Origin of the sequence: Actinomyces sp. SKVG-SVH-4(1) (assembly GCF_048514265.1) — a bacterium.
Lineage (GTDB): Bacteria > Actinomycetota > Actinomycetes > Actinomycetales > Actinomycetaceae > Actinomyces > Actinomyces oris.
This window is the reverse complement of record NZ_JBGEVE010000009.1, coordinates 84,951-100,090: the sequence shown is the minus strand read 5'-3', so window position 1 is coordinate 100,090 and position 15,140 is coordinate 84,951. Positions and strand designations below refer to the sequence as shown.

Below are 15,140 nucleotides of genomic sequence, written 5' to 3'. Positions count from 1 at the left end.
TACCTCGGAATCTGTGTCCAAGTAACGACAGGCTGACGCAGCAGCAGAGTTTGACATTCGACAGAAGGCGGCAGAATGACGCGCCGTCCATGATGGAAAGTCTGAATAGTTCATGTGCCATCGTGTGACATTGCCGCAAGTTTGAAAGGATAAGGTGATGGGAGATAATAGAAGTGTCGAGCAGAAAACGTCGGCACCCTCAACACCTAGCGCCACCCCGAGCGCATCTGCAGGATCGAGTAAAGGTTCGACTCCAAGCAGTTCTTTTTCAGTGAGTTCGACTTCAATATCGACTTCTTCAGTTGGGTTATCAGGAGGTTCAAAGTGAGTACTCCGACTCCACGCCCGTCTCCTGGGCCCGCACCCAAGCGTCACCCGAGTGGGGGAGGCTATGTTCCGCCTGATGAGAAGAAGAGTAAACCTGATGATGTCGAGAACAAAAAAAAGATTGCGATAGACCATGTTGTATCGACGTTCAGATCGGCACGGGCCGACATAGGGGCTGATTATGATCTTACCGGCGCCAAGCCCCCTTCGGAAAAGCACATCCTTTCAACCGGATTGGGAACCGATAGTTCTGTGTGGAAATCTACATTAGCCAATACCAAAAAAAAGGAGATTGTCGAAGTCTTGGATGCAATTACCCATGATTTCAATTGGAAATGCGAGGATTGCTATCAGCAATTTAATTCGGAACCGGATTGGGTCTCAAAAGAGGACTCGAGAGCAAAGTGGGACTGTTGAGGAGCGAAAATGGGAAACACTGAAATTCGCCTGAATCCCGACAAAGTGCAGGCTATAATTACAGATCTTACAAATTTTCGCAACCAAAAAATCGGTCCGAGCATAACGAAAGTTACTGAAGCGAACGAGGATGTCAGTAGCCCATGTGATCTAGGTGGCTTTAAACTTAATGCAGGTAGCCATAGCGAGAATCTCAAGAATAAAATTGCCGATCTCCAGACGTGCCTGGACGCAGCTAAAGCAGCCAACGAATGTGGGATAACGACGAAAAAGCCTGATGGAACCATCGCATATGTCATTGCCGACGGCCATTCGGAGACGATCGAGAATATCAAGAAAGACAATCCTGTAGAGGATTGGCGTGCCGCCAAAAAAGATGCCGCTGATCTTGTGAATGCCTCCGAGAAAGGTATAAAGCCTGAGGACTGGGATAAATTGATCCAGCGCATACAGGCGAAGCAAGACGATCCCGAGTATGCGGCTACCATGCTCAATACCATCGGCCCCGGAAGGCTCCTTGACCTTCCCATCGATATCGACGATCAATTCACAGTCACCACCGATGGGGGGACGATTAGTTATAGAGACGGTGCCGGCACTGATCTGGCGACGGCATTAGGGCATATTATAGCGACACGTTCGCAGACTTGGGGTGACGAAGAGGCCAAGAAGTATGCCGATAGGTTGGCATTCTATGCTGAGGAGAAGAATAAAGGAGCGCGAATCGATTCTCTTAACGAAATACTTTCGGCATCTCGCTGGGAAGATGTAGACGGCGACGGGAGCAAGGAAGCCGTAGGATTGAAGTATGGTGATGCGTTTCTTTCGGAGCTTGCTAAAAAGATTGAGAATTATAAGCCTAAGGGGGGGTACGACGCAAGAAAAGCGATCTCATATCCTGGAACTAACTCTCTTGAAGGTATCGTTCATGCCATGACAGGAAACCCTGAAACGGCGCGGAAATGGATAGCGCCGCAATCATCAAACGGTACGGTTGACGCGAAATCGGTCGCCGAAAGAACGCGGAAACTTATCGAGAAATCAGCGGTAGGAGACAATCCGTGGACCGATGACTGGGCGATTCTTTCGGAGGGCATCTCCGACATTGGTACTTCAGGGCATCGCAGTTCTTCAGACAAGAATGGGGAAAGTTCCGGTGCGGCCGTGTCTGGAATTTTAAACGCGATAGGAGAAAGTGACACCGAGCTTGTTTTGTCTCAAACTGCGAGAATGATGTTCTCTAAAACTCTTCAGCGATATCCTGCAGGTGTGGCATTTTCAGCCAAGACCGGAAACTCTAAACATTACACAGATAACACGAAAGACGGTGCACAGCCAATCTTGTCGGACCTCGCTTTGTCCAATTTGATTGGACAAATTGGACAGGACGACAGGTCCATGATGCCACTTGTCGCATCTCAAACTGCCTACAACAATCTACAAATTGCCCAACAGGTCGAGGCTTGTAAGGCGACTGGAGAGTACACACCGCTGGCGGCCGTACTGAATAAGCAGGCTCAAACCAATGGGTTCTTTGCGGGAGCAATCGCTCGCACTAGTAAGCAGATTGGAAAGAATGCGGATGATCGCAACAACGCATACATCGACGCGGGTGCTGCGGCGTTGCAAGCAATTCCGATTGCATCTAGTGCCGGTAAAGTGGCTCAAGCTTCATACTCGTTTCTTAAAACGCAAGCATCAAATAGCGGAAAGGTATCTCTTAAGGCCGCAGTCGCAAACGCAGAAGCTGACGCAGATGAAAAGAACCAGCAAAATTATGCGGAAGGGTATCGTGAGAACGAGGCTACCATCACGATGGCACTTCTTAAGAGCGGACTATACTCTGACGAGGAAATGAAACGTATGCGCACATCATCGGAGTTTCCAGAAACAGTGAATACCGTTGTGGGTGAGGACGGCAATCTGACTCTGTCTTCTTCCCCAAGTGACGACCAGTATGAAGGTGTCGTTAGATTGTCGGACCAACTACCTAATGGCGCTAGGCCGGGTTTGGGTCCAGTTAGTAGCGTGAGTACCGAGTATACTAAGGCTCACGATTCTGCGGCTACTGGGTCGCCTGCTCGACGCGAATAATCGTAGATATATGAACGGAAGAAGGCATGCTATGAGGCCTAGGTCGAAGGCGAGTTTGTTGCTGGCTGCGACATGTTTGATGTTATGTGCTTGCTCCGACTCTCGTGGCGTCCATGACATGCATAGCGGGAAGGTCGGTCACAGCGTAGCTGCAAGTATTTCTCCGGAAGAGACCGAGTTTACGTGCCCAGGAGTTCCAGATTCATCCGTACGTTCTATGTTTGATTCCCCTAGGTTTACTAGGAGTTACATTGGAGATAATCATTCTGTTTCGCGAATCTATTGCTCAGTAAATGGCCCCGGTACCGGTCCGGCAGGACTTGAAACAACATTTGGTAAGTGGGTTGATGGTCTCGATCCGTGGGGTGATTCGAGGTATTACGAAGGGGAGATCGTAGAACACTTTCATAACGACGGCGGATCAGGCGAGATTAGATACTCTGAAGAACAGGGAGGAGGGGCTGCGATGTTGACATGTTCCGGTGGACAGTATTACGTGATAGTGTCGGTATATCCCCGAAGTTCAATGAAAGGGGATTTGAAAAATAATCTGATTAATTTGACTGAATCCATGACGCCGTGGGTGTGTGGCGGTCAGAATGTGCCGGGGTTGTCGGTTCCTCTGGAAGGATTGTCGTGGGATTCGGTCAACCGGGCTGCACCAGCCGGGGCTGTATTTCCTGGAAGTCAGCCTTCATAGGTTTGAATTCTGATGGACAGTTGAGGCGGTCTGCTGTTGTAGACATGGTGTGTCTGGGCAGGGGGCGGCAGAGTCGGTTTTGGTGGTTAGCCTCGATCTTTCATTGGTTGGTTGAGTGGGGTGTGGGTGGCGTCGTTGCCGGTGTCGTGGTGGCGATTATGCCGGTTGGGTGTGACGGTCTGCCGCGTGTCGCCTCGCGGCGGTCGGGCCTTTCCAGGGGCCAGGGTTAATCCTTCAGGGTTGTGGTGGGCAGGAGGCAGCGGTCGGGTGCCTATGTTGCGGGTAGGGCCTGAAAGCTGCTCAGTGCGGTCAGCAGGAGGCCGGTGAAGGGGTGGTCGGCCTTGTAGCGCAGGACGGTGCGGCGGGCGTGGTGGGTGATGATGGCGGGGATGCTCATCAGGCGCAGGCGGATCGTCCTGGGCTCCCAGGTGCGGGCGGGGGTGGAGGTTAGGGCGAGCAGCTGGGAGAAGGTCAGCAGGTCACAGGCCAGGGCCACGATCAGGCACCAGATACGGTTCTGGGCGAACCCCTGCAAGGGAAAGCGGTCAAGCCCGGTGTCCTTGGCGCAGCGGATACGGTCCCCTGGCAGCGGGCTCGTAGCCGGTGGCGGACCTCGAGGTCGGCGAGCTGACCCACCCTCGTGCTGGTGGCGAAGGTGGTCAGTCGGTAGCCGCCCACGTCCTCGAAGCGCAGTTGGGCTCCCTGGTGGGGCCGCTCTCGGCGCACGGTTGACCTGCATCCCCTTGGGCCAAGCGGTCAGGTCCAGCAGGTCGGCGGGTCTCAGCGACGTCCGCACCCTGTCTGGGCTGTCCGTCAGCGTTGTAGGCCGGGGTCCAGGCGGTCTCGGGGATGGTGTCGTAGATCTGCGGCGTGTGCTCGGGAAGCGTGAACCCCACGCTGTAGGACACCCGCCGACGGGCCAGGAGCTCAATGGTCTCCTTTGGCAAGCCTCGGGTTTTGTGGTGGCTGGTTTATCTGGTTCCGGTGGTTGCCGGTCGTGATTGTTCCTGGCGGTGGTGGTCGTGGTGGGTGTCGGGCGCCCAGGCGGCTTCGTGCTCGGCGGGGGTTCGCATCCCGATGGCGGAGTGTGGCCGGGTGGTGCCCGTACCAGTGGACCCACTCGGCGGTGGCGAGCACGGGCGGCGTCGATGTCCTCCCAAGGGCCCTGGTTGCGGATCAGCTCGGCCTTGTACAAGGAGCTTGAGCGCCTCGGCCAGAGCAAAGCCGAAAGGAGTCGCCCTTAGAGCCTACAGAGGCGACTGCCTCGCAGTCGGACAGGGCCTGCCCGTAGCGGATGGACCGGTACTGCACCCCTCGGTCGCAAGTGGTGCACCAGGCCCGTCAGGTCAGTACCGGCTCGTTTCCGCTGCCAGACGGCCATCTGAAGGGCGTCCAGGGCCAGGTCGGTGTACAGGCTCGTGGAGGTCTGCCAGCCCACGATTCGCCGCGAGAAGACATCGGTGACGAAGGCGACGTAGACCCACCCGGAGAAGGCGCGTGCATAGGAGGGGGTACCTCCCGCTTGCGGGGGAATGTCGGCGACCTACAGCTCGTTCGGCCTGAACGCGTTGAAATGCCTTTTGACGAGGTCGGCCGGGCACTGCTCTCGCGGAGCGCTGCGCGTGGTGCGCGGGGACCTGGCGCGTCAGACTCCGCGCAGGCCCAGGTCGCCCATGAGGCGTTCGACGGTGCAGCGGGCCACGTGACCGGCACCGTGACGCTCGGCGCTCTCAGGGTGGCCCCGCGTCACGTGCATCGTGCGGGTCCCCAGCACCGGGGTAGCTGGTTCTTGTGGACCTTGGATATCTCCGCCTTGAGGGTCTCGTCGCGCAGGCTCCTGGCGCTAGGAGGCCGGCTACGGCGGGCGTGAGTCACGTGCTCGGGGCGATCTTGACTCCGGCGCCAGTGAGCACCTTGCAGACCGGCCAGGCCCCGAACTCCTCCTTCATGCGGGAGCGGATGTACCGGCAGATCAACGAGACAGACGCTCACACTCCGCAGCGACAGATAAGCCGACTGTGCTCTTCAGGATCGCTTTGGCTCTTCGCAGCTCTCGGACCTCTTTCTCAAGCTCCTTGATCCGCTGCGCCTCGTCGGTGGTGGTGCCGGGCCGGGTGCCCTGGTCGACCTGGGCCTTCTTGACCCAGGTGCGCACAGCCTCAAGGTGGACACCCAGCTCGTCACCGATCCTGCGGATCGCACCCCTGGCCCAAGCCGGGTCAGCCAACGCGTCCAACGCCCGTCCTCGTGGCTCGCTCGCACAGCTCATCGGGGTACTTCCTTAAGTCCCATGACAGTGATCCTTCCGTGTCATCACTGCCTCCATCAAACCCGGGACGATTCACCGTGACGTTGTTGTGATCTGGCGGGTAGAGTCATGGGGTTGCTGCTGTGCCGGGAGATTATGCCCGGCCTGATTGTGGAGGTGCTTCATCATGGCTCGTTCCCTCGCTCGCCTGTCCGGTCGCCGTCGCGCCGTCAGCGCCCTGGGGGCGGGCGTACTGGCTGCCTCGCTGGCGCTGGCTGGCTGCTCATCGAGCAGCCCGAAAGGTGGAGGCACGATCCCGCCCCTCAACACCGCGGGCGCCAGTGCTGCATCGACGACGGCACCGGCAGCCTCGGGCGGAGCGTCAACTGGTGCAAGTGGCGCTGCCAGTGCCGGTGCGGTGACTGCTGAGTCCCTGTCCGATCCCGACCTGGGCTACACGGTGGTCTCCATCCCCGACGGCCTGGACGCCACCCAGACCAAGGTCCTCCAGGACTTCATCGCCTACGACAAAGTAACCTGGCGAATCTGGTTTGGGGGAGGAAAAGACACAACGGGAATTGATAAAGTTGCCACAGGGCTGACGTTGCAGCGTGTTATCAATAATGCATCTAAAATGGAGGAAGAGGGGCAGCATGCTCAGCCACCTGTGAGGGTGTCTATATCTGACGTTGTCGTGTACGACAGCAATAATGTGGCTCAGGTTACAATGTGTGTCGATCAGAAAAAAATGAAGATGATCGACAGCAATGGAAATGACGTGACTAAGCCTGAGCATAAAATTCAAGTGCCGTCAAGTACCAGGATGACCAATCCTGACGGTACGACCTGGCTGGCCACCGAGGGACAACGCGGACAGGATGGAGAGTGTTCCGTTGAGTAGGCGAGGTCGGTGAAACAATGCGATTGACTCGAGTGAAGTTACCTGTACTGCTTGTTGGTCTGGGAATGCTTTCCTGCGTTCTGTGTGTTCCTGGCGCAAGAGCTGATGAAGCTACGGCCGGAGGGGGCGCGTCGGCAACGAGCGACGGCGGTGGTGAAATCACTGCGTCTGTGAGCGTGGAGTATGTGACTGCGGGGTCGGGTGGTGATGGTGGGGGTGTTACGTCCTCGTCATCTGAGTTAGTCACTGTAGATCCTTTCTGTCGCTACGTACCTTTCATGACCCCTGCGCAGCTGAAAGAGGCTCAGGAGAAGCGCAAAAAACAAGGGCGGAGTGATAGTGGTAACTTGGATAAAGTGTATCCGGGTTATTTGGATCATAAGAATGACAGTGAGGGGAGTTGGTACACTCGTTCATGTAAGACAGCGAAACTGGGTGCGCTCCACGGTAGTAGTACGGTTTCGCAGGAGGAAATGGATGAGTATGTCCGCGAAATGACCGAATTTTATGCGAATAATCCTGAAGATGTTATCTGGGTTGATCCCGGTGCGAGCCCGCCGGCTCCTCGTATCTCGGCCGGTCGACTCGCCCGGGCCGCGTGGAAGGTGGTGAAGATTCCCGCCCCGACGGTGGAGACCAACCCCAAGGTCGGTGACTGGGGCGCGACCCTGGTAGGCATGGACACCTGGGTGTGGGCTACTGGTGAGACTCCAACGAGTGTCAAGGCGACCGCTACGGCCGGGAGCACCTCCGTGACTGTCACTGCTGGGTCGTCTGGCCTGCAGCTGTCGGCCCCGGATGGGAAGGCTTCTTGCGCCGGGTTTGGTGTCGCGTGGCACCAGGGGATGCCTGAGGGGTCGAGTCCCTGCACGATCTCCTTCAACCGCTCCAGCGCTCACCTAGGTGGCAGCACGCCGTTGACGATTAAGGTCGCCTACTCGGCCTCCTACTCCGGTAGTGATGGGAGTAGCGGCACCCTGCCGGCCATCACCACCACCAGCACCGTCAACCTCCCCGTCGCGGAGGTTCAGACCCTGGCCACTAACGGAAAGAACCCCCGTCAGAACTGAGCCGGCCACGGCATCTAAAGCAGTCATTCCCCGTCAGCACGCCGGCGTACTGACGGGGACATCCTGCGCGTTGGGGGACAGGATTCCTGCCCCCAACGCGTGACTGGTCCCTGGCCGGAGGGGAATGTCCCCGACCATGAGGGTGGGCGGCGGCGCAACCTGACCAACCTGGTTGACCAGGTCGCTTTCTCCTGGGACCATCAATGCATGAAGACGGTGAAGGTTCAGGAGGCGAAGACGCATTTGTCGGCGCTGTTGGTGGAGGTCGAGCAGGGGACGACCATCAACATCGCCCGAGGGCGTCAGACAGTGGCGCGCTTGGTTCCAGTCGGGGGCGAGCGGGAGCTGGGCTTCGGCGGATACCAGCTGCCGGACACGTTCTTCGACGAGCTGCCGGAGGAGGAGCTGAGTGCCTGGGAGGGTGCATGAAGGGCTACCTACTCGATACGCACGCGCTCATGTGGGCGATCAATGAGCCCTCGCGTCTGGGCGGGAGGGCTGTCGAGGTGCTGCGAGACCGAGGGAATCTCGTGGTGGTCTCCGTCGCCAGCGCATGGGAGCTGCATACCAAGAACCGCATTGGGAAACTGCCTGGAGCGGGGCCGTGGCTGGATGCTCTCGAGGGGCACGTGCGACGGCTCGGAGCGGAGTTCTTGCCCATCGAGTGGTCGCACGCGCGCTTGAGCGGGCAGCTTGAGTGGTCGCATCGCGATCCCTTTGATCGGATGCTGGCGGCGCAAGCGATGTACGAGTCGCTTGCGTTGGTGACGCGCGATCCGGCCTTCGAGGAACTGTCCGGTGTGACGATCCTGTGGTGAGTGGTCGTTGCCTAGATGTATGAGGTCATGACGTTGGCGACCTGTGTTGGGGTGCGGGTGGCGGGGTGTGGGCCACTGGTGAGACTCCAGCTGTTGCCAAGGTGACCGCGACTGCCCGGGCCTGGTGTCCCGGGCTGTTGGTCAGGTTGGTCCGGTCTCGTCGCGGTGGGCGGGGAGACCTCGGTCGGCTCGCTTCCTCACGGGGATCTTCGACGCTGTCTGGCACACTTCACCGTGGCTGGGGGCACTCTGTTCCAGGCAGGGGCTGTTTGTGCGTCGGGGGACGGAAATCCTGTCCCCCAGCGCGCAGGGTGTCCCTGTCGATGACGAGCCCTTGACATCGGCCATCATCCTGGATGGCCTGACCGGCAAGCCTGCGCAGCAGGCCTGGTTCCTCCTTCTGAGGACTGTTGGCATCACGTACCCTCGCCAGAACAGGGGTGTAGCAAGGAGGGCGACGAAGGTCGAGACATGTTCGTGACCTTCGCGGTAGTGTCAACGGGTTGGTTTCCGCCGGGTCGAATCCGGCCGACAGTCAGGAGCCCCCGTGGCACATGCCGAGAACCGCCCCGTGAGTCGAGTCGGGGGGCGTCGTCGAGCCGCCGCACTGGGCTGCCTGCTGCTCGCCGCCTCGCTGGCCCTGACCGGCTGCTCCTCTAAGGACTCCAAGCCCGACGCCAAGGCGCCTGCCAGCAGAGCCACCTCCGCGGGGAAGCCGACGTCGGCTCCCTCAGCCGCCGCCACGGCGTCGAGCACCGCCGGCACCGTCACCGCGGCCTCCCTGTCCGACACCCAGCTCGGGTACACCGTCACCGCGATCCCCGCCGGCCTCGACGTCAAGCGGGTCGCGATCCTCCAGGATTTCGTGGCCTACGACCAGATGTCCTGGAAGCTGTGGGTCGGCGGCGGGCAGGACACCAGCAAGGTCCCCACCGTCACCACCGGCAACCTTCAGCAGCAGCTCATCAACGACGCCTCCACCTTGCAGAACACGGGGCAGAAGGCCAAGACCCCCGTCAAGGTGGCGATCTCCGAGGTCGCCATGAGCGCCGACGGCCAGAGCGCCACCGTCACCTACTGCGTGGACATGACGCAGGTGACCTACGTCGACGCGCAGGGCAAGGACGTCACCGAACCATCCAACAAGGCGCGGATCCCGGCAAAGAACACCATGGTCCCCGGCAGTAACGGGCACTGGCTCGCCTCCGAGGAGGAAGAAACCGGAGAGCCGAACACCTGCAAGGTCGGCTGAGTGGATCGCCAGAGAAGCTCGTCTGGGCAGGTAAGCCTTGGTTTCAGGTGAGGCATGGCTTGCCTGTGAATCATAAGTAACACCCACGGCGACTTGCGACGTAGTAAAGTGATGGCCATGAACGCAGACACCATGACAACACCGTCCATCAACCTCTCCTTCACCGCCTCCGCCGCCCTGAGCGACAACCTCCAGCGCGTCCTGACCGACCTCATCGCCCTCGAGCTGGTCGGCAAGCAGATCCACTGGAACATCGTTGGCCCGAACTTCCGCGACGTCCACCTCAACCTCGACGAGGTCGTCGACATCGCTCGCGCCGGCTCCGACGAGGTCGCCGAGCGCATGCGCGCCATCAACGCCGTCCCCGACGGCCGCCCGGCCACCGTCTCCGCCGCCACCACCCTCCCGGCCGCCCCCGAGGGCGAGATCCTCACCAGCGAGGGCGTCGCCTACATCGTCTCCGCCATCGAGGCCGTCGTCGCCACCCTGCGCGGCGTGGACGAGGACGTCGACTCCGAGGACCCCACCTCCTCCGGCATCGTCGAGGACCTCATCGGCAAGCTCGAGCAGCAGGCCTGGTTCCTCTCCGCCGAGGTCCGCAAGCCCGTCCGCTGAGCCTGAGGCTCGCGCCGACGCGCTGACTCCATCCGTGGGGCCCACCTCCTTGCGAGGCGGGCCCCACGTTTGTGTCCACGGGGCGGACTGCCGGCCCCGGGGTGGCATACCCGCCGGGGCGGTCCCAGCTCTCATGCCCGCCAGTCGCCCAGCGCCCCCTCCAGGCAGCCCAGCGCCGCGTCAACCAGGCTGTGGCGCTGGTCGTCGGGGCAGCCGGCGTGCACCCAGCGCAGGCAGGCATCGTCGAGGAATCCCAGGTAGCCCCACAGGGCGAAGTCGTCGCGGTGGCCCCGGCTGCCGCCGACAACCTCGGCCAGGGCCGCCACCGCCGCCTCGCGCGCTTGCCGCCTCACCCGGGCCGCCTCGTCGCCCGGGTCGTGCCCAGCCAGCGCCTGGTAGGTCACCCAGCCGGGGGAGCGCTCGGCGATGAAGTCCAGGTAGGTCAGCACCGATGTCCGCACCCGGTCCCGGGCTGACGACCCCTCCGGCAGGGCGTCGTCGGCCCTCCGGGTGCGCTCGGCCAGCTCGTCAGCGGCACGCCGGAGGACCTGGGCGTAAAGGCCGGCCTTGCCGGCGAAGTACTTGTGCACCAGCGCCTCGGAGGCCTGAGCCTCCGCCGCAACCTCGACCAGTGAGACCTCCTCGTACGGGCGGCTTGCGAAGGCTCGTCTCGCCACGGACAGGATCAGCTCGCGGCGCTCGGCGGGATCCATGCGCAGGCGGGGACGCTTGTCGGTACGAGACGGCACCTTGACATGCTAACGGGTGCGGCGGCACCCTTGGAGGCATGGTTAGTGAGTCACCTGGAATAAGCCGTCCCGCAACCCCCGCCTGGATCGACCATGCCATCTGGTGGCAGGTCTACCCCCTCGGCGCCACTGGCGCCCCCATCCGCCCCGAACCGGGTGCGCCCCTGACCGAGCCCGGCGCCCCCGCGCGCCTGGACCGCCTGGAGCCCTGGCTCGACTACGCCGTCGAGCTCGGCGCCAACGGCCTGTCGCTCGGCCCCATCTTCGCCTCATCCACCCACGGCTACGACACCACCGACCACCTGCGCATCGACCCCCGCCTGGGGGACGACGCCGCCTTCGACCGCCTCGCCGAGGCCTGTCGCACCCGGGGCCTGGCCCTCATGCTCGACGGCGTCCTCGGGCACGTCGGCACCGAGCACCCCCTCTTCCGGTCCGCCCGCGCCGGGGGGCAGGAGCGGAGCCTCTTCCGCTTCGACGACGCGGCCGGCGGGGAGGGTGCGGACGGCGACGGGCAGTCCGGCCCCGGCTACGCGACCTTCGAGGGGCACGAGTCGCTCGCCGCCCTCAACCACGACTCCGCCGAGGTGTGCGACCTGGCCGTGCGGGTGCTCACCCACTGGCTCGACCGCGGCGCGAGCGCCTGGCGCCTGGACGCCGCCTACGCCGTCGACCCCGCGTTCTGGGCGAGCGTCCTGCCCGCCGTGCGCGAGCGCCACCCCGATGCCTGGTTCATGGGGGAGGTCATCCACGGCGACTATGCCGGCTTCGTGGAGGCCTCCACCGTGGACACCGTCACCCAGTACGAGCTGTGGAAGGCCATCTGGAGCTCACTGGCCGACGCCAACTTCTACGAGCTCGACTGGTGCCTCAAGCGCCACAACGAGCTACTGGACCGGTTCGTCCCGGCGACCTTCGTCGGCAACCACGACGTCACCCGCATCGCCAGCAAGGTCGGGGCCGGCGGGGCGGCGCTCGCCGTCGTCCTGCTCATGACCGTGGGCGGCGTGCCCAGCGTCTACTACGGGGACGAGCAGGCCTTCCGGGGGGTGAAGACCGAGACTCTCGGCGGCGACGACGAGGTCCGCCCCGCCCTTCCGGCCACGCCGTCCGGGCTCGCGCCGCAGGGGGCTTGGATGCTGCGCCTCCACCAGGACCTCATCGGGCTGCGACGCCGCCACCCCTGGCTCGTGCGCGCCCGCACCGAGGTCACCGAGCTGGACAACCCACGACTGTCCTACGACGCCGTGGGCGAGGAGGGTCAGCGGCTGCACGTGAGCCTGGCCCTGGAACCGGCACCCCGCGCCGAGGTGCACGCCCCCGGCGAGGCGCCGCTCGTCGTCGAGCCGCCTGCGGAGTGAGGGGGCTCGCGCGGGCGGGTGCGTCGGCCGCGCTTGCGTTCCAATGGTCGAGGACTGGGGCCCGTGCGCTGACGGGGGCATTCGACGCCGTCGGGGACACTTTGCCGCCGGCGGGTGCCATCGACGCGTACGGGGACAGGAAACTCGTCCCCGCACGCGTGGGCTGTCCCTGCCCGGAAGAGGCCGCACCCCGCCGCGCGGAATGTCCCCGTCGATGTCGCCGGCAGGGGTTTGCAGCCGGGGTTTGCGGCGTTCGTCTACACCGTGATGAGTGGGAGACCGGGGTGGATCACGCTCAGGTCTTCAGGGTCGGAGGTCACCGCGGTGTGCCCCTGCTCCTCCGCCAGCAGGGCGACGTGAACGTCAACGATGTCCCGGTGTCCGCTGCGTCCGCACAGCAGGCCGACGGCTCGCGCCGTCATGTCATCCAGAGGCGCCACGTGCACGCTGGGATCCGCCAGTAGTCGCGCGACGCGGGCTTGCCGAGGGCCTCCCCGCCAGGCCTGTGCCACGACGCCGGCTGGCACGCTCAGGGGCAGTCCCCTCTCTAGTGCCCGGCGAAGGAGTGCGCGGACCCGCGAGTCCCCGCGCTCGAGTGCGAGCAGCGCGCCGGTGTCGAGAGTCAGGCCCTTAACGCTCTTCTTGCTGGTGGTGGTCACGCCAGTCCCAGTGCCTTGTCCGCCCAGGCCAGGTCGGCGTCGTCGACGGGGCCGAGCTCGCGATCAAGGTCGTCCAGCAGCTGGGCGAGGTCGTCCTCCCGTTGTGCGCGAGCGACCGCTGCGCTGATGAAGCCCGACACCGACGGCGCCCGGCCCTGCTCGACCGCGCGACGAATTGAGACGACCTGCTCGTCCGGGAGGCTCACCGCGATCTTCTGAGTCATACCCGAATCATACCGCGGGTGGCGCAGGCGCCTCGCGCCGAGGTGTGTGCCCCCGGCGAGGCGTCGCTCGTCGTCGAGCCGCCCGCGGAGTGAGGGGCTCGCGCGCGGCCGGAGATCGGTGGCGTCGGCGTCCTGGTCGATCGAGGCGCGGGCGGCCCCGCGCGCTGATGGGGACATTCGACGCCGTCGGGGACACTTTGCCGCCGACGGGTGCCATCGACGCGTACGGGGACGGGAATCTTGTCCCCGCACGCGCAGGTTGTCCCCGTCCGGAAGAGACCGCACCCCGCCGCGCGGAATGTCCCCAACTGCGGGGCCAGCAGTAACGCGGATCACCTTGACCCTCACGTAGCGTGAGGGATGAGGCTGCCCCACATGAGCACCTTCAACGCATTCGAGATGAGCCCCGTGCCCGCGCCCAGCGAGGACGCCCAACCGCCCGAGCCCTTCCACGGCATCTACGGCATGCCGATGTTCGTCACCGTCCCGACGTCGGACCTGGACGCCTCGGTCGACTTCTGGACCGAGGCACTGGGCTTCTTCACTCTGTTCAGCATCCCCGGCCAGCTGGTGCACCTGCGCCGCTGGGCCTTCCAGGACGTCCTCCTGGCGCCGACGCCGCAGGCACCCGCCCCGGCCGATGGCCCCTCGATGAGCGTCAGCTTCTCCTGCGTCCTGTCCCAGATCGACGAGATCGCCGCGGCCTGCGAGCAGCGCCGGCCGGGCAGCGTCACCGGTCCGCGCATCACGCCGTGGAACTCCCGCGAGGTCGAGGTCGTCACCCCTGAGGGTGTGCGCGTCATCCTCACCGCCGCCAGGCCCCTGGATTCGAACAGCGCGCAGGCCGATGGCCTCCGGCGCATCGGCATCGAGGTTCCCAAGGCCTGACTGCAGCCGCTGTGCGCCCTCGTGCGCCGGGGGCATTCGACGCCGTCGGGGACCTTTTGCCGCCGTCGGGTGCCATCGACGCGTACGGGGACGGAATTCCTGTCCCCGTACGCGCACACTGTCCCCGTCCGGAAGAGGCGGCGCCCCGCCGCGCGGAATGTCCCCGTCGGCGTCCCCGGCTGAGCGAAGGCAGCCGGTCTCAGGACGCCGGGTGGAAGCGTGCGCCCGACGTTGGGTCGGCCAGCCAGGCCAGGGCCGCCTCAATGCGTCCGGGGGTCGAGCTCAGCAGCGGCTCGGGCAGCGCGTCCGGTGCGAACCAGCCCACCTGTGTGGACTCGTCGTCGGCCACGTGGGCGCGATCCGCGCTGCCGGGCCTCGCCCGCCCCACGAAGTTGATGTCCATGAACACGCAGTTGTCCCCGTTGGGAAAGGCGAAGGGCTCGCCCGCGGTCACGCCTGTGAGCGCCAGCACCTCCACGTCCACGCCGGTCTCCTCCAGGCATTCGCGCCGGATCGCCACCGCCGGCTGCTCGCCGGGCTCGGGGATGCCGGAGACCACCGCCCAGCGCCCGTTGTCGGCGCGCCGACCCAGCAGGAGCCGGCCGTCATCTTCGACGACGACGATGCTCACCCCCGGCAGCCACAGCATGTCGTGCCCGATCTTCTGTCGCAGGGAGACGATGAACTCCGGAGTCGCCATGCCGCGAGCCTAGACGATCACCCGCTGAGCGGGTGGAGCGGGAGACGACCGCGGGGGCTGGCGGCTGCCAAGTGCCGGCACTCGCTCGCACTTAACACTTCGACCGAATCTTCAAAA

The 15,140-nt window shown here is 63.2% G+C and carries 17 protein-coding genes; 10 read left to right on the top strand and 7 right to left on the bottom strand.

The genetic code is table 11. The annotated features are described in order from the left end of the window. Positions 1-324: 324 nt before the first annotated feature. Together AB7V09_RS08950 and AB7V09_RS08945 are read left to right on the top strand one after the other, a co-directional pair. Positions 325-744: a hypothetical protein gene (locus tag AB7V09_RS08950; RefSeq protein ID WP_315533635.1), complete on the top strand. Its 420-nt coding sequence runs from the start codon at positions 325-327 to the stop codon at positions 742-744. Positions 745-753: 9 nt separating this feature from the next. Next, on the top strand, positions 754-2,838 hold the full coding sequence (locus AB7V09_RS08945) for a DUF6571 family protein (protein WP_315533637.1): 2,085 nt from the start codon (positions 754-756) through the stop codon (positions 2,836-2,838). A gap of 971 nt (positions 2,839-3,809) precedes the next feature. Here the strand turns inward: AB7V09_RS08945 and AB7V09_RS08940 are convergent. The 3 genes from AB7V09_RS08940 to AB7V09_RS08930 form a co-directional block, all read right to left on the bottom strand. After that, a complete protein-coding gene (locus tag AB7V09_RS08940) occupies positions 3,810-4,277 on the bottom strand; it encodes a transposase (RefSeq protein ID WP_419143562.1) in 468 nt (155 codons plus the stop codon). A gap of 501 nt (positions 4,278-4,778) precedes the next feature. Continuing rightward, complete coding sequence (locus AB7V09_RS08935; RefSeq protein WP_419143561.1) at positions 4,779-5,072, bottom strand: DDE-type integrase/transposase/recombinase; 294 nt, start codon at positions 5,070-5,072, stop codon at positions 4,779-4,781. A 438-nt stretch (positions 5,073-5,510) separates the two neighbouring features. Further along, positions 5,511-5,774, bottom strand: a complete 264-nt coding sequence (locus tag AB7V09_RS08930) for a transposase (RefSeq protein ID WP_419143544.1) — start codon at positions 5,772-5,774, stop codon at positions 5,511-5,513. 199 nt (positions 5,775-5,973) lie between these two features. On the opposite strand from AB7V09_RS08930, the gene AB7V09_RS08925 reads away from it, so the two are divergent. The 6 genes from AB7V09_RS08925 to AB7V09_RS08900 all read left to right on the top strand — a co-directional run bounded on the left by AB7V09_RS08925 (position 5,974) and on the right by AB7V09_RS08900 (position 10,442). Next, positions 5,974-6,687: a hypothetical protein gene (locus AB7V09_RS08925; RefSeq protein WP_419143543.1), complete on the top strand. Its 714-nt coding sequence runs from the start codon at positions 5,974-5,976 to the stop codon at positions 6,685-6,687. A gap of 608 nt (positions 6,688-7,295) precedes the next feature. After that, positions 7,296-7,757 carry a hypothetical protein gene (locus AB7V09_RS08920; protein WP_419143542.1) on the top strand — a complete coding sequence of 154 codons (462 nt, stop codon included), beginning with the start codon at positions 7,296-7,298 and terminating at the stop codon, positions 7,755-7,757. 207 nt (positions 7,758-7,964) lie between these two features. Then, positions 7,965-8,186: a type II toxin-antitoxin system Phd/YefM family antitoxin gene (locus tag AB7V09_RS08915; protein ID WP_070512051.1), complete on the top strand. Its 222-nt coding sequence runs from the start codon at positions 7,965-7,967 to the stop codon at positions 8,184-8,186. Further along, on the top strand, positions 8,183-8,575 hold the full coding sequence (locus AB7V09_RS08910) for a type II toxin-antitoxin system VapC family toxin (protein WP_419143541.1): 393 nt from the start codon (positions 8,183-8,185) through the stop codon (positions 8,573-8,575). The genes AB7V09_RS08915 and AB7V09_RS08910 overlap by 4 nt, the downstream gene beginning before the upstream one ends. Before the next feature lie 547 nt (positions 8,576-9,122). Continuing rightward, entirely contained in the window at positions 9,123-9,827 is a 705-nt protein-coding gene (locus tag AB7V09_RS08905) for a hypothetical protein (RefSeq protein ID WP_419143540.1), read from the top strand. A gap of 117 nt (positions 9,828-9,944) precedes the next feature. Next, a complete protein-coding gene (locus AB7V09_RS08900) occupies positions 9,945-10,442 on the top strand; it encodes a Dps family protein (RefSeq protein ID WP_175284704.1) in 498 nt (165 codons plus the stop codon). 131 nt (positions 10,443-10,573) lie between these two features. Here AB7V09_RS08900 and AB7V09_RS08895 read toward each other — a convergent pair whose 3' ends face one another. After that, positions 10,574-11,191, bottom strand: coding sequence for a TetR/AcrR family transcriptional regulator (locus tag AB7V09_RS08895; RefSeq protein ID WP_419143539.1), 618 nt, complete (start codon positions 11,189-11,191; stop codon positions 10,574-10,576). A 38-nt stretch (positions 11,192-11,229) separates the two neighbouring features. On the opposite strand from AB7V09_RS08895, the gene AB7V09_RS08890 reads away from it, so the two are divergent. Then, positions 11,230-12,552, top strand: coding sequence for an alpha-amylase family protein (locus AB7V09_RS08890; protein ID WP_419143538.1), 1,323 nt, complete (start codon positions 11,230-11,232; stop codon positions 12,550-12,552). A 257-nt stretch (positions 12,553-12,809) separates the two neighbouring features. Here AB7V09_RS08890 and AB7V09_RS08885 read toward each other — a convergent pair whose 3' ends face one another. Both AB7V09_RS08885 and AB7V09_RS08880 read right to left on the bottom strand, forming a co-directional pair. Further along, on the bottom strand, positions 12,810-13,211 hold the full coding sequence (locus tag AB7V09_RS08885; protein WP_043537897.1) for a PIN domain-containing protein: 402 nt from the start codon (positions 13,209-13,211) through the stop codon (positions 12,810-12,812). Beyond that, positions 13,208-13,435: a toxin-antitoxin system antitoxin subunit gene (locus tag AB7V09_RS08880; protein ID WP_009406615.1), complete on the bottom strand. Its 228-nt coding sequence runs from the start codon at positions 13,433-13,435 to the stop codon at positions 13,208-13,210. The genes AB7V09_RS08885 and AB7V09_RS08880 overlap by 4 nt, the downstream gene beginning before the upstream one ends. A gap of 375 nt (positions 13,436-13,810) precedes the next feature. On the opposite strand from AB7V09_RS08880, the gene AB7V09_RS08875 reads away from it, so the two are divergent. Further along, on the top strand, positions 13,811-14,323 hold the full coding sequence (locus tag AB7V09_RS08875) for a VOC family protein (protein WP_419143537.1): 513 nt from the start codon (positions 13,811-13,813) through the stop codon (positions 14,321-14,323). Between the two features lie 199 nt (positions 14,324-14,522). On the opposite strand, the gene AB7V09_RS08870 is transcribed toward AB7V09_RS08875, so the two are convergent. Beyond that, the gene (locus AB7V09_RS08870; protein ID WP_419143536.1) at positions 14,523-15,023 is read right to left on the bottom strand and encodes an NUDIX hydrolase; all 501 of its coding nucleotides are present in this window, start codon (positions 15,021-15,023) and stop codon (positions 14,523-14,525) included. Positions 15,024-15,140 lie beyond the last annotated feature (117 nt).